The 24,658-nt window shown below is 73.6% G+C and carries 21 protein-coding genes; 13 read left to right on the top strand and 8 right to left on the bottom strand.

From position 1 onward, the window contains the following. Positions 1-94: 94 nt before the first annotated feature. Positions 95-2,212 (bottom strand): alpha-galactosidase, encoded by a 2,118-nt coding sequence (locus tag OH807_RS03395; protein WP_406193715.1) that lies wholly within the window; start codon positions 2,210-2,212, stop codon positions 95-97. A gap of 408 nt (positions 2,213-2,620) precedes the next feature. On the opposite strand from OH807_RS03395, the gene OH807_RS03390 reads away from it, so the two are divergent. Further along, the gene (locus OH807_RS03390; RefSeq protein ID WP_406193713.1) at positions 2,621-3,661 is read left to right on the top strand and encodes a substrate-binding domain-containing protein; all 1,041 of its coding nucleotides are present in this window, start codon (positions 2,621-2,623) and stop codon (positions 3,659-3,661) included. Positions 3,662-3,774: 113 nt separating this feature from the next. Here the strand turns inward: OH807_RS03390 and OH807_RS03385 are convergent, their stop codons facing one another. The 4 genes from OH807_RS03385 to OH807_RS03370 form a co-directional block, all read right to left on the bottom strand. Further along, a complete protein-coding gene (locus OH807_RS03385) occupies positions 3,775-4,587 on the bottom strand; it encodes a DeoR/GlpR family DNA-binding transcription regulator (protein ID WP_406193711.1) in 813 nt (270 codons plus the stop codon). A gap of 133 nt (positions 4,588-4,720) precedes the next feature. After that, the gene (locus OH807_RS03380; protein ID WP_406193709.1) at positions 4,721-5,620 is read right to left on the bottom strand and encodes an NAD-dependent protein deacetylase; all 900 of its coding nucleotides are present in this window, start codon (positions 5,618-5,620) and stop codon (positions 4,721-4,723) included. Between the two features lie 186 nt (positions 5,621-5,806). Further along, a complete protein-coding gene (locus tag OH807_RS03375) occupies positions 5,807-6,991 on the bottom strand; it encodes a peptidoglycan recognition family protein (RefSeq protein WP_406193707.1) in 1,185 nt (394 codons plus the stop codon). Positions 6,992-7,247: 256 nt separating this feature from the next. Continuing rightward, positions 7,248-7,694, bottom strand: a complete 447-nt coding sequence (locus OH807_RS03370) for an SRPBCC family protein (protein ID WP_406193705.1) — start codon at positions 7,692-7,694, stop codon at positions 7,248-7,250. A gap of 202 nt (positions 7,695-7,896) precedes the next feature. Between OH807_RS03370 and OH807_RS03365 the strand changes: the two genes are divergently transcribed. Further along, entirely contained in the window at positions 7,897-9,546 is a 1,650-nt protein-coding gene (locus tag OH807_RS03365) for an AMP-binding protein (protein ID WP_406193703.1), read from the top strand. 241 nt (positions 9,547-9,787) lie between these two features. Then, on the top strand, positions 9,788-11,029 hold the full coding sequence (locus OH807_RS03360; protein WP_406193701.1) for a DUF4157 domain-containing protein: 1,242 nt from the start codon (positions 9,788-9,790) through the stop codon (positions 11,027-11,029). Between the two features lie 274 nt (positions 11,030-11,303). Here the strand turns inward: OH807_RS03360 and OH807_RS03355 are convergent, their stop codons facing one another. Next, positions 11,304-11,858 (bottom strand): TetR family transcriptional regulator, encoded by a 555-nt coding sequence (locus OH807_RS03355; protein WP_406193699.1) that lies wholly within the window; start codon positions 11,856-11,858, stop codon positions 11,304-11,306. Next, positions 11,855-12,217 carry a DUF1304 domain-containing protein gene (locus OH807_RS03350; RefSeq protein ID WP_406193697.1) on the bottom strand — a complete coding sequence of 121 codons (363 nt, stop codon included), beginning with the start codon at positions 12,215-12,217 and terminating at the stop codon, positions 11,855-11,857. The genes OH807_RS03355 and OH807_RS03350 overlap by 4 nt, the downstream gene beginning before the upstream one ends. A gap of 240 nt (positions 12,218-12,457) precedes the next feature. On the opposite strand from OH807_RS03350, the gene OH807_RS03345 reads away from it, so the two are divergent. From OH807_RS03345 to OH807_RS03300, 10 genes are all read left to right on the top strand, one after another. After that, positions 12,458-13,942, top strand: coding sequence for a glycoside hydrolase family 16 protein (locus tag OH807_RS03345; protein WP_406193695.1), 1,485 nt, complete (start codon positions 12,458-12,460; stop codon positions 13,940-13,942). Positions 13,943-14,143: 201 nt separating this feature from the next. Further along, positions 14,144-15,262, top strand: coding sequence for a LacI family DNA-binding transcriptional regulator (locus OH807_RS03340; RefSeq protein ID WP_406193693.1), 1,119 nt, complete (start codon positions 14,144-14,146; stop codon positions 15,260-15,262). A gap of 460 nt (positions 15,263-15,722) precedes the next feature. Next, a complete protein-coding gene (locus OH807_RS03335; protein ID WP_406193691.1) occupies positions 15,723-17,009 on the top strand; it encodes an extracellular solute-binding protein in 1,287 nt (428 codons plus the stop codon). Positions 17,010-17,032: 23 nt separating this feature from the next. After that, positions 17,033-17,974 (top strand): carbohydrate ABC transporter permease, encoded by a 942-nt coding sequence (locus tag OH807_RS03330; protein WP_406193689.1) that lies wholly within the window; start codon positions 17,033-17,035, stop codon positions 17,972-17,974. 5 nt (positions 17,975-17,979) lie between these two features. Beyond that, the gene (locus OH807_RS03325; protein ID WP_406193687.1) at positions 17,980-18,816 is read left to right on the top strand and encodes a carbohydrate ABC transporter permease; all 837 of its coding nucleotides are present in this window, start codon (positions 17,980-17,982) and stop codon (positions 18,814-18,816) included. 28 nt (positions 18,817-18,844) lie between these two features. Continuing rightward, positions 18,845-20,263, top strand: a complete 1,419-nt coding sequence (locus OH807_RS03320) for a GH1 family beta-glucosidase (protein WP_406193685.1) — start codon at positions 18,845-18,847, stop codon at positions 20,261-20,263. A 121-nt stretch (positions 20,264-20,384) separates the two neighbouring features. Beyond that, complete coding sequence (locus OH807_RS03315) at positions 20,385-20,864, top strand: hypothetical protein (RefSeq protein ID WP_406193683.1); 480 nt, start codon at positions 20,385-20,387, stop codon at positions 20,862-20,864. Between the two features lie 131 nt (positions 20,865-20,995). After that, entirely contained in the window at positions 20,996-22,387 is a 1,392-nt protein-coding gene (locus tag OH807_RS03310) for a TerD family protein (protein ID WP_406193681.1), read from the top strand. A 58-nt stretch (positions 22,388-22,445) separates the two neighbouring features. Then, on the top strand, positions 22,446-23,138 hold the full coding sequence (locus OH807_RS03305; protein ID WP_406193679.1) for an AIM24 family protein: 693 nt from the start codon (positions 22,446-22,448) through the stop codon (positions 23,136-23,138). A gap of 58 nt (positions 23,139-23,196) precedes the next feature. After that, on the top strand, positions 23,197-23,952 hold the full coding sequence (locus OH807_RS03300; protein WP_406193678.1) for an AIM24 family protein: 756 nt from the start codon (positions 23,197-23,199) through the stop codon (positions 23,950-23,952). A 15-nt stretch (positions 23,953-23,967) separates the two neighbouring features. On the opposite strand, the gene OH807_RS03295 is transcribed toward OH807_RS03300, so the two are convergent. Then, entirely contained in the window at positions 23,968-24,522 is a 555-nt protein-coding gene (locus OH807_RS03295; protein ID WP_406193676.1) for a hypothetical protein, read from the bottom strand. Positions 24,523-24,658: the final 136 nt, after the last annotated feature.

Below are 24,658 nucleotides of genomic sequence, written 5' to 3'. Positions count from 1 at the left end.
CGCAAGGGTCCTCCTCGGAGAGGGTGCGGAGAGTGGTGCGGACGGGCCCCCGGCCCCGGCGGGACCGCCGGGGCCGGGGGAGTCTGGGGGGTGGTCAGGAGAGCAGCGTCCAGGACTGCCCGGCCGCGGATCCGTCCTGCCGGTCGAGGACGACGGGCGAGCCGGCGGCGGTCCGCGGAGCGCCGAGGGCGAGCCCGGTGGCCACGTTGGTGATGGTCAGTGCGCCGGTGGCGGTGCTCTGCACGACGCGCCACTTCTGGTACGGGCTGTTGGGGTCGTAGGCGTTCAGCACCCAGGCGGAGCCGCCGGGACCGTTCGGGCCGGTGAGGGTGCCGTGCCGCTGCGTGCCGGTGTCGCAGTTGTCGGTGATCCGCACGGTGCCGTCGGCGTTCGGGGTGAACGTCCACTGCTCCGAGGTGTGCGTGCTCCACCAGGTGTTGATGTCGGTGACCGACCCGTCGGGCGCGCTGCAGGTGCCCTGGACCTCCAGGGCCTGGCCGCCGGTGCCGCCGGCGCTGACGCCGTGGTAGCGGCCGTCGCCGATCACCGCGGCCGGGACGGTCGTGGGCAGCGCCCGCAGGCGGTACATGGCGACGCCGTGCGGCTCGACGGTGGCGCCGAGCGTGCCGGTGACGTTGCCGCCGGAGCCCGTCCACAGCTCCTTGGCGGAGTAGCCGGGGCCGGTCAGGCCGAGCTCGGCCAGGGTGGTGGAGACGGTGCGGGCGGCGTTCGGGTCCTGGTTGACCAGCAGGACGGCGGTGTCGCCGTCGGCGAGGCGGCGCTTCAGGACGATCGGCGCGGTGCTGCTGTTCGGCGGGTTGCCGACCAGCGTGGCGGGCTGGGCGAGGCTGTCCTGGTCGACGGCGATGACGTCGGTGTTCTTGTAGACGGCCAGCTGGTCGGCGGTGATGCCGGTGGACCAGGTCAGGCCGTCCTGGGTGTGCCGGGAGTCGGCGGCGGTGCGCAGGTCCGCGCCGGTGATGAGCGGCGAGGCCATCATGGCGAGGACGGACATCTCGCTGCGGGACTCGGTGAGGCTCATCGGCTTGTGGCAGGTGCAGGTGTCGGTCACGCCGTACACGCCGTACGGGTTCAGCCAGCCGGCGAACATCATGTCCATGTCGTTCCAGCTGCCCGGCCGGACGTTGCCCGGGTACTCCAGGGCCGTCCGCAACTGGCCGTTGTAGAGCACGCCGTCGAGGTCCGGGCCGCGGTCGCCGCCGATCCGGCACAGGTGCGCCACCTGCCCGCACCACACGCCGGTCGGGGCGTAGCCGGGGGCCTGCCGGTCGGGGGTGCCGGCCGCGAGGATCACCGGGTCGGTGCGGGCCGGGTCGTTGGCCGCGAGCAGGTACGGGACGCCGGTGTGCACCGGCTGCGCGGAGACGCTGAGGGTCACCTTCGGGCGGCCCTGGGCGGCGGAGGCGGCGTCGAGCGCCTGCTGGAAGTCGCGCACCCGGGCGTAGACGGAGCGGGTCAGCTCCCGGCCCTCGCCCTGCGTCCAGTAGTTGTGACCGTCGGGCCCGACGATCTGCGGGCCGTACGGGCAGTCGTCGTACTTGACGAAGTCGACGCCCCAGGACACGAAGTCGGCGGCGTCGGTGGCCTCGTGGCCCAGGCTGCCGGGGCGGCCCTGACAGGTGGTGTAGGTGTCCGTCGCGTACAGGCCGAACTTCATGCCCTTGCTGTGCGCGTACCAGGACAGGTACTGGATGCCGTTCAGGGTCTGCCCGTTGACGGTGCGCGAGGGGAAGCGCTCGGGCGAGGGCACGAGGTGGCCGGTGGTGGGGTCGAACCCGTTGCCGTCGGTGCCGCTGACGGGGTTGTGGTTCGCGTCGTAGAGCTGCATGGCCCCCTCGGCGGTCTTCACCAGGTCGGTGCTCTGGCCGTCGCGGTGGCCGAGCGACCAGCCGTCGTCGATGGTGACGGTGTTGTAGCCGGCCTGGACGAGGCCGTTCGCGGCCATGAAGTCGATCGTCTGGACGACCTGCTGCTGGGTGACGCCGGTGCCCAGGGTGTTCCAGGAGTTCCAGCCCATCGGCGGGGTGAGGGCGAGTCCGTTGCCCAGGGCCGCCGCGGGGGTGGCGCCTCCGAGGGCGACGCCGCCGAGCGCGGACGCGGCGAGCGACAGTGCGGCCAGGACGCGGGGTGCGCTGCGGAGCAGGGGGCGGGACCGGTGTCCGGGCAGGACCGGGCGCAGGGGTGGGCGCATGGGCACTCCAAAAGTGCGCAGGTGGGGGTGGGGGAGGCAGTGCACTGGGGGAGGCAGCCCACGGCCGTGGCTTTCCGTTTGAATCTCCAACAGAAAGCAACGCAGCATAGACACAGCCGGGAGGCGCGCTCAAGTACCCCGTACGGAACGGCGGATGACGCCGACTCGGATCGGATGGCACGGTCGGCACCGGCCGGTGTCGCGGCACGTCACAGGTTGATCTCGGCGCGTCAATCCCCTTGACGTGCATTCAGAGCACGGTGTGATATTTCACATTGCGTTTAAATGCGTTGGGTTCTGATCACTTACCGAACATCCCGCTCGGCCCAGTCAGCTCGGCGTCCCACCCCGAAATCCCCACCCGTGCCGGCCCGGCGCCCCGCCCCGGCACAGAGGAGCGCTCCCCCCATGAACCGAAGCACCACCGGCCGCGCCGCCGCCGGCCTCCTGCTCACCCTGGGCCTGACCGCCACTGCCTGCTCCAACGGCCAGGACACCACCACGGGAGCCGGCTCCGTCGCCCCGGTGAGCGGGAAGATCTCGATCACCTACCTGCAGAAGCAGGGTGACCAGGAGTACTTCGTCGGCGAGGCCGCCGGGGCCAAGGCGAAGGCCGCCGAACTCGGTATCGACCTCAAGGTCGTCAACCTCGGCAACGACGCCAACAAGACGGTCAGCGAAGTCCAGGCGGCGGCGGCCCAGAAGGCCAACGGTGTGATCATCGTCGTGCCCGACCCGGCCGTGGGCCCGCAGGTCGTCCAGACCGCCCGGGACGCGAAGATCGCCCTGCTCACCTCGGACGACCAGATCTGCGCGACCGGCCCGGACCCGGCGCTCTGCGCGAAGGGCGACCTCGTCCCCCGGGTCGGGTTCAGCGGCGCCCAGATGGGCACCGAGGTCGGCAAGCGGGCCGCCGCCGAGTATCAGAAGGCCGGCTGGACTTCCGCCGACACCCGTGTCATCTCGGCCTCGAAGCAGGACGTCACCGTCTGCGGCGACCGCGTGAAGGCCGCCAGGGAGGCCTTCGGCGCCGTCGCCCCCGGCGTCCAGACCCTCGACGTCGCCACCGACAACACCCCCACCGGCGCCCAGGACAAGGTGGCCGCCACCATCACCGCCAACCCCGGGATCAAGCACTGGGTCGTCTGGGGCTGCAACGACGAGAACGTGCACGGCGGCGTCACCGCCCTGCAGAACGCCGGCGTGAGCGCCGACAACGTGGTCGGCGTCGGCATCGGCGCCTACCTGGCCTGCAAGGACTGGAGCGGCAGCAAGCCCTCGGGGATGAAGGCCGCCCTGTTCATCAACGGCCGGGACGTCGGCGCACTCGCCGTCCAGACCCTCTTCGACCGCCTGAAGAACAGCAAGGAGATGCCCGCCGAGACCCTCGCGAAGACCACCATGGTCGACGCCGCGAGCTGGAAGAGCGCCGGCGTCACCTGCAGCTGACGCCGCACCGCGACCGGCGCCGCCCGCCCCGGTGCACGACCCTCCCGGCTCCCCCGCGGACGGCCGTGCACCGGGGCCGGGGCACCGTCGGACCGGGCGGGCGCCCGCGACGGTCAGGCCGTGGGTACCTGAGCGATCACCAGCTCGCCGACCGCCTCCGCGAGGACCCCGCGGGCGTGCTCGCCGAGCCCCGAGTCCGTGACGTACACGCCGATGTCCTCCAGCGCGGCGAAGCCGCTGAGGCCGACCACGCCCCACTTGCTGTGGTCCGCCACCACCGCGACCCGGCGGGCGGAGGTGATCAGGGCCCGGTTGGTCTGCGACTCGGCCAGGTTCGGCGTGGTCAGACCGGCCTGCTCGGAGACCCCGTGGGCCCCGAGGATCAGCAGGTCGACGTGGAGCGCCCGGATCGACTGGTCCGCCAGCGGCCCGACCAGCGCCGCGGACGGCGTGGGCGCGCCCCCGGTCAGCAGCAGTGACGGCGCCTCCGCGTCCGCGTGCTCGCCGGCCGAGCGGATCAGCTCCGCGACGGGCAGCGAGTTGGTGACGACGGTCAGCCGCGGCACCCGGAGCAGCCGCGCCGCGACGGCGTAGGCGGTCGTCCCCGCCGAGATCGCGATCACGCTGCCCGGTTCGACCAGGCCCGCCGCCGCGTCCGCGACCGCCGCCTTGGCCGCCGATTCGAGGCCGGACTTGGCCTCGAACCCCGGCTCGTCGGCCGCCGTCTCGGCCCCCAGCACGGCACCCCCGTGCACCTTCTTCACCGCCCCCGAACGCTCCAGGGCGTCCAGGTCGCGGCGGATGGTCATGTCGGAGACCCCCAGCTGTTCGACCAGCTCGGCGACCCGCACAGCGCCGCTGCGGCGCACGATCCCGGCGATCAGCGCCTGCCGCTGATGGGCGAGAAGCCCCGAATCCGCCACCATCCCCACACCCCTCACCAACGAACCGAAAACACCAGGAGCCAACAGTGATCGAGGATACTGAATCCGCGCCGGTCGTGGTCACCACCCGGGCACCCGGTCCGGTCCTGGCAGCTCCGGGCAGAGGTGGCGGGGGTCAGGAGTCGGTCGGAGCGCCGTCGAGCTGCTCGGCCAGGGCGGCGAGCGTCGTGCCGAGCGGCCGGGAGAGCCTCAGCTCCGCGTACGCGTCGCCGCGGGTGGCGCCCTGGTTGACGATGGCGACGGGCTTGCCGGCGCGGGCGGCGTGCCGCACGAAGCGCAGGCCGGACAGGACGGCGAGCGAGGAGCCGAGGACGAGCAGGGAGCGCGCCGCGTCGACCAGCTCGAAGCAGTGCTCGACGCGGTCCTTGGGCACGTTCTCGCCGAAGAAGACCACGTCCGGTTTGAGGATCCCCCCGCAGAGGGTGCAGGGCGCGACCCGGAAGGACGCGACCAGGGCCTCCGGCAGCTCCACGTCTCCGTCCGGATTGACCCGTGTGCCCGCGTCCTCGGGCGCGCCGTTGAGGTCGCGCAGGCGGTGGTCCAGCTCCTGGCGGGTGCTGCGGCGCCCGCAGCCGAGGCAGAGCACCCGGTCGAGTCCACCGTGCAGCTCGACGGCGTCCAGGGTGCCGGCCGCGCGGTGCAGCCCGTCGACGTTCTGGGTGATCACCGCCGAGACCAGGCCGGCCCGGCGCAGCCGTTCGACCGCCCGGTGCCCGTCGTTCGGCCGGGCCCGCGCGATCGTCCGCCACCCGGTGTGACTGCGGGCCCAGTACCGGCGGCGGGCCGCCTCGCTCCCGGCGAACTCCTGGTAGGTCATCGGCGTGTGGCGGCGCTGCCGGCCGGTGGCGCCCCGGTAGTCGGGGATGCCGGACTCGGTGGAGAGGCCGGCGCCGGTCAGCACGACGACGCCGCGGTCCTCCAGCAGCTGCCGGACGCCGTCGAGCGGGTCGGCGGGCCGAGGGCGCGCCGAGGCGGCCGCAGTGGCCGGGGTGTCCGGTCCCGGAAGCACAGGCATGCGGCCAGCGTAGTCCCGCGGCCGCGCGGACCGGGAGGCCGCGCGGTGCTCGCGTCACCGGCCGGCCGCGGCCCTGCTGCCGCTCGCCGGCGCCCGCTGCCGTCCCGCTGCCGTCCTGCGGCGGCTCCGGCCCGGAGCCGCCGCAGGACGCTGGTCAGGAGCAGGCGCCGCCGCAGGACGCGGGGGTCAGTGCGCGGTGCCGCCGCCCAGTGCGGCCACGTCGGCGCGGAGCACGGGCAGGTCCGCGTATATCGTGCCGCCGGGGCAGTCGGTGGCCAGCCAGTCACGGTGGCCGCTGATCATGTCGACCGGCTTGGTCACGCCGTTGACCGGGTTGACGAAGGTGGTGTGCGCCTGCGGGTCCAGCTGGTGCGTGCGGGCCAGTACGGAGAGCAGGCCGGTGAGCGCGCGGCGGGCCGGTGCGGTGGGCGCCTGGTTGCTGAGGGTGCCGAGCAGGGCGATCCCGAGGTTGCCGGAGTTGAAGCCCGCGGTGTGGAAGGCGGTCACGACGTTGCCGGACGCGTCGTGCGCCGGGATGCCGTCGTCACCGGACCAGCGGCCCTCGTAGATCCGGCCGGCCTCGTCGATCAGGAAGTGGTAGCCGATGTCGCCCCAGTCGTTGGTGATGGCGTGGTACTCGTAGATCGCCCGGACGGTGGCCGCCGGGTCGGGGTCGGCGTTCGGGGTGTCCGTGTGGTGGACCGTCAGCGTCTGGAGCGGGTAGTACTTGGCCGGCGAGTTCTCCACGCCGTTCTTGAACCGCTTGGTCTCGTCGGCGCCCCAGGCGGCCCGCGAGAGGTACTCGACGCCGCAGAAGCTGACCGGAGCGGTCGGCGCGAGCGCGACGCTGCGGACCGGACCGTGCACGGTGTCGATGGCCGCGGTACGGACGTTGCCGGCGCCGTCGGGCAGGCGCAGGTCGTAGCCCGGGGCGCCGCCGGCGGCGATCAGCGCGGTGGCCGTGGTGGTGGCGGTGGCAGCGGCGCTGCGGGCCGTCTGCGCCGGCTCGTCGGGGCCGCCCGCGCAGCCGGCGGGCAGCGGCTGCCACGCGCCGGGGGCGCCGCCGTCGCGGTGCAGCCGGATCGCCGCACCCCGGGCGGGACCGTCCCAGCTGACCCCGACGTACCGGATCGGGAACCCGGGCCGCACGGTCGTGGCCTCCGCGCCCGCCGCCGACTGCGCCCGGGTGGCGGGGACGCTGACCGTCCGCGGGCCCCGGCCGGCGGAGCCGGCGGCCCCGGCGGGGGACGGAGCGGGAGTGGGAGCGGCGGCCGCGGCCGACGTGGCGGGGGCGACGGCGAGCGCGGCGGCCGTGGCGCCGATCGCCCCGACGAGGGTGCGCCGGCTGACGGCGGGCTGCGGGTTCGACATGGGTGTCCTGTCTCGGGTGCGGGTCCAGGGCGGTGGACGTGCTGCCCAGCTGCACTGCGACGCCCCCGCCGACTGATCATCAGTCAGCCCCGAATGTACACGCTTGATCGTTTCTGTTCCCCCGATCTGCCCCTTTTCTGCCTGAAGGGGCACCTGGCCTGCGGCTTTCCCCTCCGGGGGCCCCGGGCGGGCGGCCCCCCGCCCGCCCGCCGTCCGCCTGCGGCCCTCCCGCCGCCCTCCCGCCGCCCGCCCGCCGTCAGGAGGCCTCGACGGCCGCCTTGATCCGGCTGCCGAACGCGGGTGCGTCCTTGCGGGCGGCGCTCAGGGCGAGACCCACCAGCAGCTTGCCGAGCCCGTGGCCCTCCAACTCGTTGAAGATCCGCACCCGGGTGCGGGCCGGCGACAGCTCGGTGAGGTCGTAGCCCCCGGAGGCGGAGGTCACCAGGTTCTTGGACACCTCCGTCCAGCGGAGCCGGGTCGGGGCGTCGAGCTCCGTGATCCGGATCCGCCGCCCGGTCTTCATCCCGGCGTCCTTGACCGTGCTGGTGAAGACGGTGCCGACGGCGGTCGGCCCGTCCGGCGCCTTGTCGATCGTCAGGACGCGCGGGCTGAACGCCGGGTCGTTCCGGCCGTCCGCGAGGAAGGCGAAGACCTCCGCGATCGGTCGGTCGACGTCGACGGAGGTCTCGAACTGACCTGCCATGGATACTCCTCCGGGATCAGGGCTCGGCGATGACGGCTCGACGGCCCGTGGGCTGCGGTGGTGGCGCCCGGGTCGTGCGCGACGGGCGCCACCACCGGGGCTGCGTCGCGCCATCGTTCCAGTCCGCTCAGGTGAATGACGTCAGGCGCGGCCCTGCATAGACTCGGGCGCCAGCTGTCCGGACCAGCCGAGGAGTTCACGCATGCCAGCACCCTCTCCCAGCATCAGCACCGGCAGCTCGGCCGTACCCCTGCTGGACGGGACGATCGGCGCGGCCCTGGACCGCGCCGTCCGTGCCTTCCCCGACCGGGAGGCCCTGGTCGACGTTCCGGCCGGCCGCCGCTGGACGTACTGCGAACTCTCCACCGAGGTGGACCGGGTGGCCGCCGCGCTGCTGGCGCTCGGCGTCGGGGCCGGCGACCGGGTCGGCATCTGGGCCCCGAACTGCGCGGAGTGGGTGTTCGTGCAGTACGCCACCGCCCGGATCGGCGCCGTCCTGGTGGCCGTCAATCCCGGCTACCGCACCCACGAACTCGAATACGTCCTGCGGCAGTCGGGCATCCGCACGATGGTCGCGGCCCCCTCGTTCAAGACCTCCGACTACGCGGCGATGCTCGCCGAGGCTGCCCCGCGCTGCCCGGACCTCCGCGACGTCCTGCTGATCGGCTCCACCGCCTGGCACGACCTGTCGGCCGCCGCACCCGCCGCCCCGGCCGCCCTGGAGGCGGCCGGCGCCGGGCTCGCCCCGGACGACCCGATCAACATCCAGTACACCTCCGGCACCACCGGCTTCCCCAAGGGTGCGACGCTCTCGCATCGCAACATCCTCAACAACGGCTACTTCGTCGGCGAGCTCTGCGGCTACACCGAGCGCGACCGGATCTGCGTCCCGGTGCCCTTCTACCACTGTTTCGGCATGGTGATGGGAAATCTGGCCGCGCTCTCGCACGGCGCCTGCGTGGTCATCCCCGCCCCCGCGTTCGACCCCGCCGCCACCCTGCGCGCCGTCGCCGCCGAACGCTGCACCTCGCTCTACGGCGTCCCCACCATGTTCATCGCCGAGCTCAACGACCCGGCCTTCGACGAGCACGACCTCGCCACCCTGCGCACCGGCATCATGGCGGGCTCCCCGTGCCCGACCGAGGTGATGAAGGAGGTCGTCGAACGGATGGGCATGCGCGACGTGTCGATCTGCTACGGGATGACCGAGACCTCCCCGGTCTCCACCCAGACCCGCGTCGACGACCCGCTCGAACGCCGCGTCTCCACCGTCGGCCGGGCCGGCCCGCACCTGGAGGTCAAGGTGGTCGACCCGGACACCGGCGACACCGTCCCGCGCGGCACCCCCGGCGAACTCTGCACCCGCGGCTACTCCGTCATGCTCGGCTACTGGGACCAGCCCGACCGGACGGCCGAGGTGATCGACGCCGACGGCTGGATGCACACCGGCGACCTCGCCGAGATGGACGAGGAGGACTACCTCACCATCACCGGCCGGATCAAGGACATGGTCATCCGCGGCGGCGAGAACATCTACCCGCGCGAGATCGAGGAGTTCCTCCACACCCACCCCGACGTGCTGGACGCCCAGGTCATCGGCGTTCCCGACGCCAAGTACGGCGAGGAGCTGATGGCCTGGATCCGGCTGCGCCCCGGCGCTCCCGCGCTGACCGCCGACACCCTGCGCGCGTTCTGCACCGGCCGGATCGCCCACTACAAGATCCCGCGCTACGTCCACCTGGTCGACGACTTCCCGATGACCGTCACCGGCAAGGTCCGCAAGATCGAGATGCGTGAGCAGGCCGCCGTCCTGCTCGCGCCCGGAACGGACCCCGGGAACGGTTCCGCCTGACCGGGCCCGGCCACGACCGGCCGCCGAACGCGGGCGGCGGGCCGTGGCCGGTGCACCCAACGGCCGGTCCGGCCCGCGCGGTCGCGGCCCCGTGGCGGCGGGCGCAGACTCGACGTGGAGGTGGTGGGCGGCCATGACCATGGAGCACGTACCCGGGCGACGGGGGTCTCCGCCCCCGACCGCCGTTCCCGCCGCAGCACGGAACCGCCCCATCGGTGGCGGGCCGGCGGCGATCACCCCGGTGGAGAGGTCCGTCCGTGCGCCGGTGCCGTCCGCCACCGGCGTCGACTTCAGCGGGGTACCGGTACGGTCCCGGGCGATCCAGCGGGCCCCGAACGGCGGCCGGACGGTCCCGGAGACCGCACCCCCGATCGTCGCCCAGGTGCTGGCGGCACCCGGGCGCCCGCTCGACGACCGGACGCAGGCCCGGATGGAGACGTACTTCGGCCGCTCGTTCGGCGACGTGCGGATCCACACCGACCAGCAGGCGGCGCAGTCGGCCCTGGCCGTGGATGCCCGCGCCTACACGTTCGGGCGGCACATCGTCTTCGGCCACCGGCTCTTCGCGCCCGAGTCGCGGGCCGGCCGGCGCCTGCTGGCCCACGAGTTGACGCACGTCGTCCAGCAGGAGGCCCTGCCGGAGCGTGCCGGCCCGGCGCGGGCCCGCATCGCAGGCCCCGAATCCGAGCCGGCCGAGCACCAGGCCCGAAGCACGGCGGACATTGTCCACGGCGCGATGCGCGCGCACCTGCGCCGACCGGTGCCGGCCGCGGGTGTCCAGCGCGAAGTCCTGGGCACCGCGTTCCGCCACCCGGCGAAGGCCAAGCCCCCCTACAAGAAGATCACCGGCCATTTCGACGGCGCGACGTTCACCGTCTTCGGTGACGGCCGGCAGCTGATGCAGGCCGGGGCGCAGTCCGGCCGCCCGTACACCGTCCGCCCCGGTGACGCGGCCGCCTGCCACGGCGATCCGGGCGACAGCTACCTGAACAATCCGCGCTACGTCGGCATCGCGGACAACGGCCCCATCCCGGAGGGGACGTTCCAGTTCGAGGCGACGCAGTTGGCGACCTTCTCGCGGCCGGAGCAGCTGAAGATGCTGCCCGGAGGCAACTACACCGACCCCTTCGGCGCGGCCCTGCACGGCGGCGACTGGGGAGCGGGCCGGGTGCCGCTGAAGCCCGTGTCGATCGTTGCCGGGCCCAAGGGCTGCGGCAGTACCCGGGCCCGGAGCGGGTTCTACCTCCACGGCGGTGTCATGCCGGGCTCCTCCGGCTGCATCGACATCGGTGATGCCGGCGTCGGACAGCTCGTCGCTCTCCTGCCGGGGTACACCGGGAAGGTCGTCGTCACGGTCAAGTACACCGTCGCTCCACCCGGCGTGGGCTGGTGGGACCGGGCTGTCGGGCGGTTCACCTACCCGAAGAAGAAGGATCCCTCCCTCTGGGACCGCATCAAGGCAGGCACCGGCTTGGAGGACTGAGGCTCGGGGCAGGGGCAGGGGCAGGGGCAGGGGCAGGGGCAGAGGGCGGGGCAGGGGGCGGGGGCAGGGGGCGGGGCCGGTGTTCGGGGCGGCGCCTCCGGTCGGGACGGTGCTGCCGGCCCGGCCCGGGCGCCCCCGCCCTGGGGACCGGGAGCGGAGCCCGGCAGAATCGGGGGATGGGTGATCATCCGTACGTTGACCTGGGATTTGTCACGGCGCCGTCCGGGGCGAGGGGCCGGGCGAGGGGAGCTGACCCGCTCCGGGGCCGGTCGGCTCAGCCGAACGGTGTGCGGTGCAGGGAGATGAGCAGCCGCCAGCTGTGTCCGGCGAGTTCCTCGGGCGTGGCCGGCAGCAGCGCGTGCAGCCAGTCCGCGAGCAGGGCGGTGAAGGTCGCGGCGACGGCGGTGGCCACGAGGTCGGGGTGCGGCGCGCCGGCCAGGGCCCGTTCGGTGCGGCTGCGTTCGCGCAGCTCGCGGTGGAGGACTTCGCCGAGTGGTCCGCCGCCGCCGGGCAGCAGCAGGGAGCGGTGGACGGCCGCGTGCCGGTGCACCTCGGTGAGGAACGCGGCCAGGGCGGGCGGCGGTGCCGCCGGATCCGGGGTGCCGCGCCAGGCGTGCAGGGCGTCGACGCCATTGCGGGCGACCTCGGCGCAGGCGTCCACCGCGAGGGCCTGGAGGTCCTCGTAGTGGAGGTAGAAGGTGGCGCGTCCGACGGCTGCCCGGCGGACCACGGCGGCCACGCTGACCGCGGCCAGCGGGCGTTCGGCGCACTCGGCCAGCAGGGCCGCGCGGAGCTTGGCCCGGGTGCGGTCGGCCCGTGCGTCGCTCACCGGGCGGCCAGCACGGCGGCGAGCGCGAGGGCACCGGGCAGGGCCTGCGCGAACAGGATGCGACGGTTGGCGGTGGCCGCGCCGTAGAGACCGGCCACCACCACGCAGGACAGGAAGAAGACCTGGACGCGGAAGCCGGTGGGGTCGTCCGCGATCAGCCCCCAGACCAGGCCGGCGGCGAGGAAGCCGTTGTAGAGGCCCTGGTTGGCGGCGAGCGCGGCGGTGGCCTTCGCCATCGGGGCGTCGAAGCCGGAGAGCTTCCGCCCGGGTGCCCGCTCCCAGAGGAACATCTCCAGCACCAGGAAGTACCCGTGCAGGGCGGCGACCAGGCCCACGAGTGTGTTCGCGACGATGCCCATGACGGGCTCCCTTCTGGACTGTTGTCCAGCAATCATAGACACATGTCCAGAAACTGCGCCAGCACCGCGGCGTCGAGCGATTGCTTCAAGAGATGAACTCGTGACTCCCGGAACGAAGTCAGTTGCTTCATCTCTTGACCGGAGCCCATCGGGGCGGGACAGTGTGGCGACTGTTGAGAGCGCTCTCAGACGTCGCTCCGCGGTCATGCCGTGTCCGTCCACCCCCGGAGGTGCACCACCGTGTCCGCGAACACCGTGCCCAGAGCCACCGCCACCCGCCGACGGCGCCCGCGCCGGGCGCCGGCCACCGTCCTGACCGCGGCCGGCGCGGCCGCCGCGCTCTGTGCCGCGCTGCTCGGCTCCACCGCCACCGCCGCGGTGCCGCCCGCACCGGCCGGGTGGACCACCGTCTGGAGCGACGACTTCGGCGGCGCCGCCGACACCCTCCCGTCCGGCGCCGACTGGATCGTCGACACCGGCACCAGCTACCCCGGCGGCGCCGCCAACTGGGGCACCGGCGAAGTCCAGACCTACACCTCGGAGACCGCCAACCTCCGCCAGGACGGCGCCGGGAACCTGCGGATCACCCCGATCCGGGACGCCGCCGGCCACTGGACCTCGGGCCGGATCGAGACCAGGCGCAGCGACTTCGAGCCGCCGGCCGGCGGCAAGCTCCGGATCGAGTCGCGGATCCAGATGCCGAACGTGACCGGCCCGGCCGCCGCCGGCTACTGGCCGGCCTTCTGGACGCTGGGCGCGCCGTACCGCGGGAACTACTGGAACTGGCCGACCATCGGCGAGTTCGACCTGATGGAGAACGTCAACGGCGTCAACCAGGTCTGGGGCACCCTGCACTGCGGCGGCAACCCCGGCGGTCCGTGCAACGAGACCACCGGCCTCGGCGCGGTGCACGCCTGCCCGGGCTCCGCCTGCCAGGGCAACTTCCACACCTACGCGCTGGAGTGGGACCGCACCGTCAGCCCGCAGCAACTGCGCTGGTACGTCGACGGGGTGCAGTACCACGCCGTCACCTCGGCGCAGATGGACGCCGCGAGCTGGAACGCCGCCACCGCGCACGGGCACTTCATCCTGCTCAACGTCGCGATGGGCGGGGCCTTCCCCGACCCGGTCGCCGGGTATCCGACCCCCACGGCGGGCACCGCGTCGGGCGTCCCGATGCTGGTCGACTACGTCGCGGTCTACAGCTCCGGCGGCGGCACCACACCCCCGACCACTCCGCCCCCGACCACCACGCCCCCGACCACGCCCCCGACCACGCAGCCCCCGACGACGACCCCGTCCGGCGGGACCGGCAGCGCGTACGGCACCATCCAGGCCGAGGCCTACGGCGCGCAGTCGGGGACGGCGCTGGAGGCGACCGCCGACAGCGGCGGCGGCCAGGACCTCGCCGCCCTGGCGAACGGGGACTGGGCGCTCTACCCGGGCGTGGACTTCGGCACTACCGCGGCCCGCCAGTTCAGGGCGAGGGTGGCCTCGGGCGCGGGCGGCGGCGTCAGCGGCCTGGTCGAGGTGCGGCTGGACAGCCGGACCAGTGCCCCGGTCGGCTCGTTCGCCGTCGCCAACACCGGCGGCTGGCAGAGCTGGACGACCGTGCCGGCCAACATCAGTGGCGTGACCGGCAGGCACGATGTCTACCTGACCTTCACCAGCGGCCAGCCGGCCGACTTCGTGAACGTCAACTGGTTCACCTTCAGCACCACCTGACGCGGGGGCCGGGCGGCGGCAGGCGCTCACCGCCCGCCGCCGCCACGGCCGGGCGGCACCCGTCGCCGCACTCGTCGCCGCGGCAGCGGCTGTGGCGGCCGGTGCGGCAGTCGCGCGGCGATCATCCGGTGGGAGCGCTCTCAGAAGCCCGCCGACCCGCTAGGCTCTGAGGACGAAGCGTCCGCGCGAGAGGAGCCCACGGTGCCGGAGCAGTCGCCGCGTCCCACGGTCGAGGCCGACCCGGCCGGGTCGCGTCCGACGCTGGAGTCGGTCGCCGAGCGGGCCGGGGTCTCCCGGGCCACGGCCTCGCGGGTGGTGAACGGCGGCGCCGGGGTCCGTCAGGCGCTGCGCGAGAAGGTCGAGAAGGCGGTCGAGGAGCTCGGCTACGTCCCCAACCTGGCCGCCCGCACCCTGGTCACCCGGCGGAACCAGGCCGTCGCGGTGGTGGTGGCCGAGCCCGGCAGCCGGCTGTTCTCCGACCCGTTCTTCGCCCAGCAGCTCCGCGGTATCGGCCGCGAACTCTCCGCCGCCGACAACCAGATGGTCCTGATGATGGTCGAGGACCAGCACGACTACGAACGGGTCGGCCGCTACCTTGCGGGCGGGCACGTGGACGGTGCGCTGCTGTTCTCGCTGCACCAGCCGGACCCGCTGCCCGGGATGGCCCGCCGCTCCGGCCTGCCCTTCGTGGTGGGCGGCCGGCCCGGCTGGCCGGGGGCCGAGTCCGACCGCGACCTGGTCTACGTGGACAGCGACAACCGCGGTGGCGCCCGGCTCGCCGTCGGCCACCTGCGCTCGCTCGGGCGGCGCGCCATCGCGACCATCACCGGCCCGCTCGACCAGACCTCCGCCCTCGACCGCCTGGACGGCTACCGCGACGTGCTGCCCGACGGCGATCCGTCGCTGGTCGCCGAGGCCGACTTCACCACGGACGGCGGCGGCCGGGCGATGGCCGAACTGCTCGCCCGCCGGCCCGACCTGGACGCCGTCTTCGCCGCCTCCGACGCGATGGCCTCGGGAGCGCTGCGGGTGCTGCGCGACGCGGGGCGCCGGGTGCCGGAGGACGTCGCCGTGGTCGGCTTCGACGACGTCGAGTCGATCGCGGCCTGGACCGAGCCGCCGCTGACCACGGTGCGCCAGGACATCGAGGAGATGGGCCGGCTGATGGCGCGCCTGCTGCTGCGCCGGCTCGCCGCTCCCGCCGCACCCGCCGTGGCGCTCTCCGGCACGTCCGCCGTCGCTTCGGTACCGGGGCTGCGCGCGGGCGGCCCGACCTCGGTGATCACCCCGACCCGCCTGGTCCGGCGCGCCTCGGCCTGAGCGCCCTCCCGGGCAGTACCCGCGACCGGGCAGTACCCGCGACCGGGCAGTGCCCGCGGCTCCGGGCAGCACCCGCGACTCCGGGCCCCCGGATGCCTGCGCGCCGCCTCCGCGCTGCTGCTCCCGCGCTGCTGCTCCCGCGCCGCCTCCCGCGCTGCCGCTCCCGCAGGGCCCCGTGTGCTGTCTGCGTGTCCCGGCCCGGCGTGCCGGCCCCACGGGTGGTTCCGGGCGGCCCCCGAACGGCTCCGGTGCGCACCCCTGCCCTGAGCAGCGCTTTCATTCCCTGAACGCCGGATCTCCGATATCTGCGAGATTACGTTCAGGTTTCGACCTCTTGACCGACTCGTCGGCGCGCGGCACTCTCCTTTCAACGCGCTGAGAGCGCTCTCAGAAAGCGCTCTCGCCAGCTGTCGCACCGCTGCCCCGCCACGAAGCCCACCCGCCCCGCCAGGGAGACCTCATGCGCCGCTCCGCCGCTGTCCTCGGCAGCACCGCCCTCGCCGCCACCCTCCTGCTCACCGCCTGCGCCGGCTCCACCGGGTCGGCCGACGCCGCCGGCGGCAAGGTCACCGTCACCGTCGACCTCTTCGGCACCTTCGGCTTCAAGGAGAGCGGGCTGTACGAGGAGTACATGAAGCTCCACCCGAACATCACCGTCAAGCAGACCGACACCCAGGACGAGGGCCAGTACTGGCAGGCCCTGCAGACCAAGCTCGCCGGCGGCGGCGGCCTCGCGGACGTCCAGGGCCTGGAGGTCGGCCGGGTGGCGAGCGTGCTGCAGAAGCAGGCGGACAAGTTCACCGACCTCAAGACCCTCGGCCTCGGCGCCGTCAACGACGAGCTGGTGCCGTGGAAGGGCGCCGCCGTGAAGAGCGCGGACGGCCGGATCCTCGGTGCCGGCACCGACATCGGCCCGGAGGCGATCTGCTTCCGCACCGATCTGCTCAAGGCCGCCGGCCTGCCCACCGACCGCACCGAACTGGCCGCCCGCTGGTCGACCTGGCAGGGCTACCTCGACCTCGGCAAGGAGTACGTCGCCAAGGCCACCCCCGGCAACGTCTGGACGGACAGCGCGGCCGGTCTGTTCACCGCGGAGGTCGGCCAGCAGAAGGTGCGCTACGCCGACGAGAGCGGCAAGCCGGTCTTCGACAGCAGCCAGGCCGTGAAGACCGCCTGGGGCGACGCCACCCGGCTGGTCGCGGACGGCCTCTCGGCCAAGCTGCCGCAGTGGACCCCGGAGTGGAACAAGGCCTTCAGCACCGGCAAGTTCGCCACCCTCAGCTGCCCGGCCTGGATGCTCGGCTTCATCAAGGGCCAGGCGGGGGAGGCCGGTTCGGGCACCTGGGACGTCGCACCCGGCCCCGGCCGGACGGGCAACTGGGGCGGTTCCTACCTGACCGTGCCGAAGACCGCCAAGCACCCGAAGGAGGCCGCCGAGCTGATCAAGTGGCTGACCGCCAAGGAGCAGCAGCAGACCCTGTTCACCAAGCAGGGCTCGTTCCCGTCCTCCACCGGCGCGCAGGCCGCGATCAAGGACGTCGCGGACCCGTACTTCAACAACGCGCCGATCGGCCGGATCTTCAGCGAGTCGGCGGCCGCCATGCCGGCCCAGGTGCTCGGCGTGGACGACGGCGTGATCGGCAAGGCCTTCACCGACGCGCTCGGCGAGGTCGAGCGGACGGGCACCGCACCCGACGCCGCGTGGAAGCACGCGACGGACAACATCCGCAAGGCCAACGGCAACTGACCCGGCCCCGGACGGCACCCGTCATGACACTCACCTCCTCCGCCCGGCTCCCCGCGGCGGGCCCCGCCCGCACCCGCGTCCGCCGCGCCGGCCGGCTCGCCCCCTACGGCTTCGTCGCCCCGTTCTTCGTGCTCTTCGCGGCCTTCGGCCTGTTCCCGCTGCTCTACACCGCCTACGTCTCGCTGCACCGGGTCGAGCTGCAGAGCACCGACCGGATGGACTGGCTGGGCCTGCAGAACTACACCCGCCTGCTGGCCGACCCGTTCTTCTGGAACGCGCTGCGCAACACCTTCACCATCGGCGTGCTCTCCACCGTCCCGCAGCTGCTGATGGCCCTCGGCCTGGCGCACCTGCTCAACTACCGCCTGCGCGGCCGCACCTTCTTCCGGGTCGCGATGCTGCTGCCGTACGCGACCTCGGTGGCCGCCGCGACCCTGGTCTTCGCCCAGCTCTTCGGCCGCGACTACGGCCTGATCAACTGGGCGCTGCGCCAGCTCGGCCTCGACCCGGTCGACTGGCAGGCCGACACCTGGGCCTCCCAGTTCGGCGTCTCGGCGATCGTCACCTGGCGGTGGACCGGCTACAACGCGCTGATCTACCTGGCCGGCATGCAGGCGATCCCGGGCGAGCTGTACGAGTCGGCGGCGGTGGACGGCGCCTCCAAGTGGCAGCAGTTCCGGCACGTCACCGTCCCGGGGCTGCGCCCGACGATCGTCTTCACCGTCGTGGTCTCCACCATCGGCGCCACTCAGCTGTTCGGCGAGCCTCTGCTCTACGAGGGCAACGCCGGCGGCGGGATCTCGCACCAGTACCAGACCCTCGGCCTCTACCTGTACGAGCAGGGCTGGAGCTTCTTCCACCTGGGCCGGGCGGCCGCCGTGGCCTGGGTGATGTTCCTGCTGATCGTCCTTCTCGCCCTGCTGAACGCGGCGATCGCCGCCCGCCGCAACCGTACGGACCGGTGACCCGCATGCGACCGACCCTGCGCTCCCCGCTGACCGGCGGCCCGCTCGCCTACGCGATCCTGCTCGGCGCCACCGTGGTCGCCGCCTTCCCGTTCTACTGGACGCTGGTGGCCGCCAGCCGCTCCAACGCCGAACTCAGCTCCGCCACACCGGCGCTGACGCCCGGGCCGAACCTGCTGCACAACATCGGCGAGGCCCTCCAGCAGGCCGAGATCGGCCGGGCGCTGCTCAACTCGCTGATCGTCGCGGGCACCGTCACCGTCGGCGTGGTGCTCTCCTCGACGCTGGCCGGCTTCGCCTTCGCCAAGCTGCGGTTCCGCGGCCGCGGACTGCTGCTGGCGCTGACCGTCGCCACCATGATGATCCCGCCGCAGCTCGGGGTGATCCCGCTGTTCATGCTGATCGTCCGGCTCGACCTGCAGAGCACCCTGCCCTCGGTGATCCTCCCCGGGCTGGTCTCCGCCTTCGGGGTGTTCTTCATGCGGCAGTACCTCGTCCAGGCGCTGCCGGACGAACTGATCGAGGCCGGCCGCGTCGACGGCGCCTCGCTGCTGCGGATCTTCCGCTCGATCGTGCTGCCGGCCGCCCGGCCGGGGATGGCGGTGCTGGGCATGCTGACCTTCATGGCCACCTGGAACGACTTCTTCTGGCCGGTCGTCGCCCTCAGCTCGCAGAACCCCACCGTGCAGGTCGCGTTGAAGTCCCTCGGCCAGGGGTACGTACCCGACCAGTCGATCGTGATGGCCGGCACCCTGATCGGCACGCTCCCCGTCCTGCTGGTGTTCGGCCTGCTCGGCCGCCAGATCGTCGGCGGCATCATGCAGGGCGCCGTCAAGGGATGACCCCGAACCACCGACCCCGGAAGGCGACATGACCGACCAATCCGCGCCCCTCGCGTTCCCCGCCGACTTCGTCTGGGGTGCGGCCACCGCCGCCTACCAGATCGAGGGCGCGGCCGCCGAGGACGGCCGCACCCCGTCCGTCTGGGACACCTTCAGCCGCACCCCGGGGAAGGTCCGCAACGGCGACACCGGCGACATCGCCACCGACCACTACCACCGCTACCCCGCGGACGTCGCGCTGATGGCCGGACTCGGCCTGCCCGCCTACCGGTTCTCGCTCGCCTGGCCGCGCGTCCGGCCGGGCGGCAGCGGGCCCGCCAACAAGGCCGGCCTGGACTTCTACGACCGGCTCGTGGACGAGCTGCTCGGCCACGGCATCGCCCCGGTCGCCACGCTCTACCACTGGGACCTCCCCCAGGAGTTGGAGGACGCGGGCGGCTGGACGGCCCGGGACACCGCCCACCGCTTCGCCGAGTACGCCGCCCTGGCCGCCGACCGCCTCGGCGACCGGATCGCCACCTGGACCACCCTCAACGAGCCCTGGTGCAGCGCCTTCCTCGGCTACGGCAGCGGCGTCCACGCCCCCGGCCGCACCGATCCGGCCGCCGCGCTCGCCGCCCACCACCACCTGCTGCTCGCCCACGGCCTCGCCGTCGGCGCCCTGCGCGCCGCGCTCCCCGGCACCGCGCAGGTCTCGCTCACCCTCAACCTCGCCGCCGTCCGCCCGCTCACCGGGGCGCCCGCCGACCGGGAGGCGGCCCGGCGGATCGACGGGCTGGCCAACCGGATCTTCCTCGACCCGGTGTTCCACGGCCGCTACCCGGCCGACGTCCTCGCCGACACCGCGGAGGTCACCGACTGGTCCTTCGTCCGGGACGGCGACCTCGCCGAGATCTCCCGGCCACTGGACTCGCTCGGCCTCAACTACTACACCCCGACGGTGGTCGCCGCCGACGACCCGGCCGACCCGGCCCCGCGCCGCGACGGCCACGGCGGCGAGCGGTCGCCCTGGCCCGCCGACCGCGGCATCCGGTTCCTGCCCGCCGACGGCGAACGCACCGCGATGGGCTGGCCGGTGGACGCCGACGGCCTGTACGAGCTGCTCACCCGGCTGCGCGACGAACTGCCCGGGCTTCCCCTGCTGGTCACCGAGAACGGCGCCGCCTACGACGACTACAGCGACCCGACGGGCGCCGTCCACGACCCCGAGCGGATCGCCTACCTGCACGCCCACCTCGCCGCCGTCCACCGCGCCATCGCCGCCGGCGTGCCCGTGCGGGGCTACTTCCTCTGGTCCCTGCTCGACAACTTCGAGTGGGCGTACGGCTACGGCAAGCGGTTCGGCATCGTGCACGTCGACTTCGCCTCGCAGCGCCGGACGCCCAAGGACAGCGCCCGCTGGTACGCCGAGGTCGTCCGGACCGGGCTGCTGCCGCCGCCGGCCTGAGCACTGCCGACGGGGGTGGGGGTGCGCGGGGGACGGCACCGGCGGGGGCGGCGGGGCGCGGGGGGAAGGAGAGCCGAAAAACCACTGGTGCGCCCACGCCGAAGTGGCCAGGCTGCCGCCCATGGACTGGATGCCCCTGCTCTCCACCCTCGCCGGCGCCGGAATCGGCATCGCCGCCACCCTGGTCGCCGACCGCAACCGCTGGCGCCGGGAGGAGACCCGCCACGCGCTGAACGTGCGCCGCGAGGTGTACACCGAGTTCGTCACCGCGCTGAAGGAGGCGGGCGAGGAGATCAGGGCCGTCGCCCTCGGCGACCACCGTTCCGACGCGGCGCGCGACGCGGCGGTCCGGGAGGCCTTCCGCAGTGTCGGCCTGTACCCGGCGAGCGAGCGTCTCTGGCTGGTCGGGCCGACCCAGGTGGTGTCGGCCGGCAACGAGGCGTTCCTGAGCCTGCGCCGGCTGCGCGACGCCTACGCCCGCGGGGTGGCCGTCGGCTCCCCGGAGGACGCGTCGATGATCGCCCAGCGCCGGAAGGCGATGGCCCGGATGCGCGGCCTGATGCGGGAGGACCTGGGCATCGGGCCGCTGGGCTTCGAGTGAGCGCCGGTGCCGGCCGGGCCGGAACGCCCTGGTCAACGAACCGTGCACGCTCCTGGTTCGTCCGAACGGGGGTGGGGTAGGGTCGGCTGAACTAAGCCCGCTGACGCATGGGGGAGGGCCGGTTCGGCGCTATGACCAGGGAACTCGTCAAGGCCTCGCGTGTGCGCATCGCCGATCTGACACCGGGTACCGAGCTCTACCTCGGGGTGCACCTGACCGCGCCGGGGCTGGCGTTCGACATCAGCTGCTTCGGCCTGGACGCCGACGAGCGGCTCAGTGACGACCGCTACTTCGTCTTCTTCAACCAGCCGGCCAGTCCGGAGGGCTCGATCCGTCTGCTGGGCGCGCAGTCCGGCGACACCGAGGCGTTCCGGGTCGTCCTGGCGGACGTCCCGCCGGCCATCCACCGGCTGAGCCTGACCGCGACCATCGACGGGGACGGCCTGATGTCGCAGGTGGCCTCCGGGTACGTCCGGCTGGTCGCGGACGGCGCCGAGGTCGGCCGGTACTCCTTCACGGGTGCCGAGTTCAGCACCGAGCGCGCCGTGATGCTGGCGGACGTCTACCGGCGCAACGGCGAGTGGCGGTTCACGCCGGTCGGCCAGGGCTTCGACGGCGGCCTGCGGGCGCTGCTGGAGAACTTCGGCGGCGAGGCGATCGAGGACGAGACCCCCGCGCCCCAGGCACCGCCCGCACCCGTCCTCCCGCCCGCACCCGTCCCGCCGGCGCCCGCACCGACGCCGCCCGCGGCCACCGTGCAGGTACCGACCGTACCCGCGCCGGCCACGTCGGAGCCGACCGTGCAGGTGCCCGCCGTTCAGCCGCCGCCGTACGCCGCACCGCCCGCACCGCCCGCCCCGCCCGGCGTGCGGGTGAGCCTGGTCAAGTACGCCGAGGTCCCCGAGCAGTCCGGCTGGGTCCAGCAGAACGACCACCTGGTGCGCTACACCCTGACGAAGGGGCAGGAGGTCCTCGCCCTGCACGGCAGCATGGTCGCCTACCAGGGCCGGGCCGACTTCGCCCACGAGAGCTCCGGCATGCTGCGCAAGCTGACCGGCAACCTCACCGGGCAGACGCTCAAGCTGATGCGGGTCACCGGCGAGGGCCAGGTGTTCCTGGCCGACGAGGCGAGCCACCTGCACATGGTGCGGCTGGAGGGCGACGCGATCTGCGTCAGCTCCGACCGGGTGCTGGCCTTCGACGCCCACCTGGAGCACGAGGTGCGCCGGATCGAGGGCGAGGGGCTGCCGAACGGGGGCTTCTACACGCTCCAGTTCAGCGGCCACGGCACGGTCGTGGTGAAGACCAACGGCATCCCGGTGGTGCTGCCCGTCACCCCCGCGCCGGAGACGTATGCCGATGTCCACGCGCTGGTCGCCTGGTCGCGCGGCTCGCAGGTGATCACCACCGCCCCGGTGCGGATCCGGCGCTCGGCCTACGCGGGGCACGCCGCGGAGGCGTACAGCCTGCAGTTCCGGGGCGGGCCGGGCAACTTCATCGTGGTCCAGCCGTTCGAGGTCTGAGCGGGCGGCGGGGGGAGCCCCGGTCAGCGGGCGCGGAGCCCGGTCGAGGAGGACGGAAATGGAACGGCAACTGCTCTCGGGTACCTACCTGGAGGGGTACACGGCCTCGCCGGCCACCGCCCGGATGAGCCATCACGGCGGCGCGATGTGCAAGGTCGCGGTGACGGGCGGGCAGGACGTGCTCGCCAAGTCGGGCGCGATGGTCGCCTACGACGGCTTCCTCCAGTACGAGCCGGTCTCGCAGACCCTCCGGCGGACGCTCGGCGAGTGGGCGTCGGGGGAGCGCACCCCGCTGCTGCGCTGGTTCGGTGACGGCACGCTCTACCTCGCCGACTTCGGCGCGGACGTGCTCAACCTCCAGCTGGACGACGAGTCGCTCTCCGTCAACGGCTCGCACCTGCTGGCGCTGGACGCCTCGCTGGGCTGCACCGTGGAGAAGGTGAAGGGGCCGGCCCTGCTGGCCGGCACCGGGCTGTACAACGTGACGGTCAGCGGCAGCGGCTGGGTGTCGGTCACCTCGCGCGGCGTCCCGGTGGTGCTGGACTGCGCCGAGGCGGAGACGTACGTCGACCCGGACGCGCTGGTCGCCTGGACGACCGGACTGGAGATCAGGACCAGGCGCACGCTCAAGGTGGGCTCGCTGATCGGCCGGGGCAGCGGGGAGGCGATGCAGCTGGGCTTCACCGGCGCGGGCTTCGTCGTCGTCCAGCCCAGCGAGGACACCTCCGACCGGCTCCGGCTCCGGGGCTGAACCCCGTCCGGCCCCGCCCGCCGAACGATCCGTCCGCAGCCAAGGAGCAGCGAGCACCGTGCACAGTTCCCTTCTCGACCACACCGCCCTGGCCGGTGACGAGCGTTTCGCCCTGCAGAACCCGCAGCTGCTGCGGGTCGCCCTGGACGGCCGGGCCGAGGTGCTGGCCCGCAGCGGCGCGATGGTCGCGCACACCGGGCGGGTCCAGTTCACCGGGTGGACGCCGCCCGGGCGCCGCGGCCGCGGCCGGGCGAACCGGCCGCAGCAGCAGGGCTCCCACCAGCAGCCGGGGCCCCACCAGCAGTGGCCCGGGCAGCCGGGCCACCAGCCGGCCCCCGCGCTGGACCTCATGCGCTGCGCCGGCACCGGCACGGTCTATCTGGCCAACCTGGCCCAGCACCTGCACATTCTGGAGCTCCGCCGCGACCGGCTGACCATCACCAGCAACTACGTGCTGGCCCTGGACACCACCATCGACTGGCAGGCGGTCGGGATCGAGGGCGGGGAGCGGATCACCGGGGTCGGCCGGAACAGCCTGGAGCTGTCCGGCAGCGGCACACTGGTGGTGATGACCTCCGGCCGGCCGCTGGTCATGCCGGTCCGCGCGGGCGAGTACGTCTATGCGGACGCCGACGCGGTGGTCGGCTGGTCCTCGGCGCTGGAGGTGCAGCTCCAGGCGCAGTCCGCCAACACCGAGGCCTGGCGCCGGCGGGGCACCGCCACCGAGGGCTGGGAGCTGTCCTTCACCGGCGACGGCTTCGTGATCGTCCAGCCGAGCGAGCTGCTGCCGCCGCAGCGCCTGCCGCTGCGCTGACCCCCGGGCGGGGGCTCACCTGCGGACCGTGAACCCGCCCTCGACCAGGTAGAAGTCCGAAGCGTCGACGGTGGGGGCCACGCACCTGGCGGCGGCGGGCGGGGCCGTCGGGTCGCCGAAGCGCGGGATTCGCCAGCCGATCCGGCGCTGTCCGCCGTCCTCGGTGTAGAAGCTGAAGGCGGTCTCGGGGTGCCAGGAGTCCGTGCTCCCGGGAGGCTGCTCGTACCCGGGCGGCACGGTGATGGTCACCGACTCGACCACCCCGGTGAGGGAGGTGGTGCGGCCGCGGGTGATCAGGCAGTCGATGGCGATCTCCATCCGCGAGGTCGAGAAGGTGCCGTCCCCGTTCGGGAAGGCGTGCTGGATCGTCACGTGCCCGCGGGCCTCGGCCGCGCCGCCGGCGCCGGCCCGGTGCCGGGCCGTGGCGTCGACGGCCAGCGTGAGCCGGTCCTCCCCGGGGACGGGGCCGGCCGGGTCGAGGCGCGCCCACCCGTGCAGGCCCGCGCCCGGCCGCGCGGCCACGGCGGCCGGTGCGGCGGTCACCGCCAGGGCGGCCGTGATCGCTGTCACCGCAAGAAACCTACGCATCGTCGAACTCCTCGGTCGGGAGTGGAATCCGTGCTCCGGGCCGTCGGTGGCCCGGCCTCCAACCTCGCATCCGGCGGGCGTCCGGGGCCTCCACCCCGGGAACGGTCCGACTCCCCCG

The organism is Kitasatospora sp. NBC_01560, from assembly GCF_045208415.1.
Classification (GTDB): Bacteria; Actinomycetota; Actinomycetes; order Streptomycetales; family Streptomycetaceae; genus Kitasatospora.
Note: the sequence above shows the minus strand (reverse complement) of the source record. Positions and strands in the feature narration are given on the sequence as shown.

What these genes read in the sequence shown, in the direction of transcription:
- OH807_RS03395 (WP_406193715.1), bottom strand. Translation starts at nt 2,212, where the DNA reads ATGCGCCCACCCCTGCGCCCGGTCCTGCCCGGACACCGGTCCCGCCCC.
- OH807_RS03390 (WP_406193713.1), top strand. Translation starts at nt 2,621, where the DNA reads ATGAACCGAAGCACCACCGGCCGCGCCGCCGCCGGCCTCCTGCTCACC.
- OH807_RS03385 (WP_406193711.1), bottom strand. Translation starts at nt 4,587, where the DNA reads ATGGTGGCGGATTCGGGGCTTCTCGCCCATCAGCGGCAGGCGCTGATC.
- OH807_RS03380 (WP_406193709.1), bottom strand. Translation starts at nt 5,620, where the DNA reads ATGCCTGTGCTTCCGGGACCGGACACCCCGGCCACTGCGGCCGCCTCG.
- OH807_RS03375 (WP_406193707.1), bottom strand. Translation starts at nt 6,991, where the DNA reads ATGTCGAACCCGCAGCCCGCCGTCAGCCGGCGCACCCTCGTCGGGGCG.
- OH807_RS03370 (WP_406193705.1), bottom strand. Translation starts at nt 7,694, where the DNA reads ATGGCAGGTCAGTTCGAGACCTCCGTCGACGTCGACCGACCGATCGCG.
- OH807_RS03365 (WP_406193703.1), top strand. Translation starts at nt 7,897, where the DNA reads ATGCCAGCACCCTCTCCCAGCATCAGCACCGGCAGCTCGGCCGTACCC.
- OH807_RS03350 (WP_406193697.1), bottom strand. Translation starts at nt 12,217, where the DNA reads ATGGGCATCGTCGCGAACACACTCGTGGGCCTGGTCGCCGCCCTGCAC.
- OH807_RS03335 (WP_406193691.1), top strand. Translation starts at nt 15,723, where the DNA reads ATGCGCCGCTCCGCCGCTGTCCTCGGCAGCACCGCCCTCGCCGCCACC.
- OH807_RS03330 (WP_406193689.1), top strand. Translation starts at nt 17,033, where the DNA reads ATGACACTCACCTCCTCCGCCCGGCTCCCCGCGGCGGGCCCCGCCCGC.
- OH807_RS03325 (WP_406193687.1), top strand. Translation starts at nt 17,980, where the DNA reads ATGCGACCGACCCTGCGCTCCCCGCTGACCGGCGGCCCGCTCGCCTAC.
- OH807_RS03320 (WP_406193685.1), top strand. Translation starts at nt 18,845, where the DNA reads ATGACCGACCAATCCGCGCCCCTCGCGTTCCCCGCCGACTTCGTCTGG.
- OH807_RS03315 (WP_406193683.1), top strand. Translation starts at nt 20,385, where the DNA reads ATGGACTGGATGCCCCTGCTCTCCACCCTCGCCGGCGCCGGAATCGGC.
- OH807_RS03310 (WP_406193681.1), top strand. Translation starts at nt 20,996, where the DNA reads ATGACCAGGGAACTCGTCAAGGCCTCGCGTGTGCGCATCGCCGATCTG.
- OH807_RS03305 (WP_406193679.1), top strand. Translation starts at nt 22,446, where the DNA reads ATGGAACGGCAACTGCTCTCGGGTACCTACCTGGAGGGGTACACGGCC.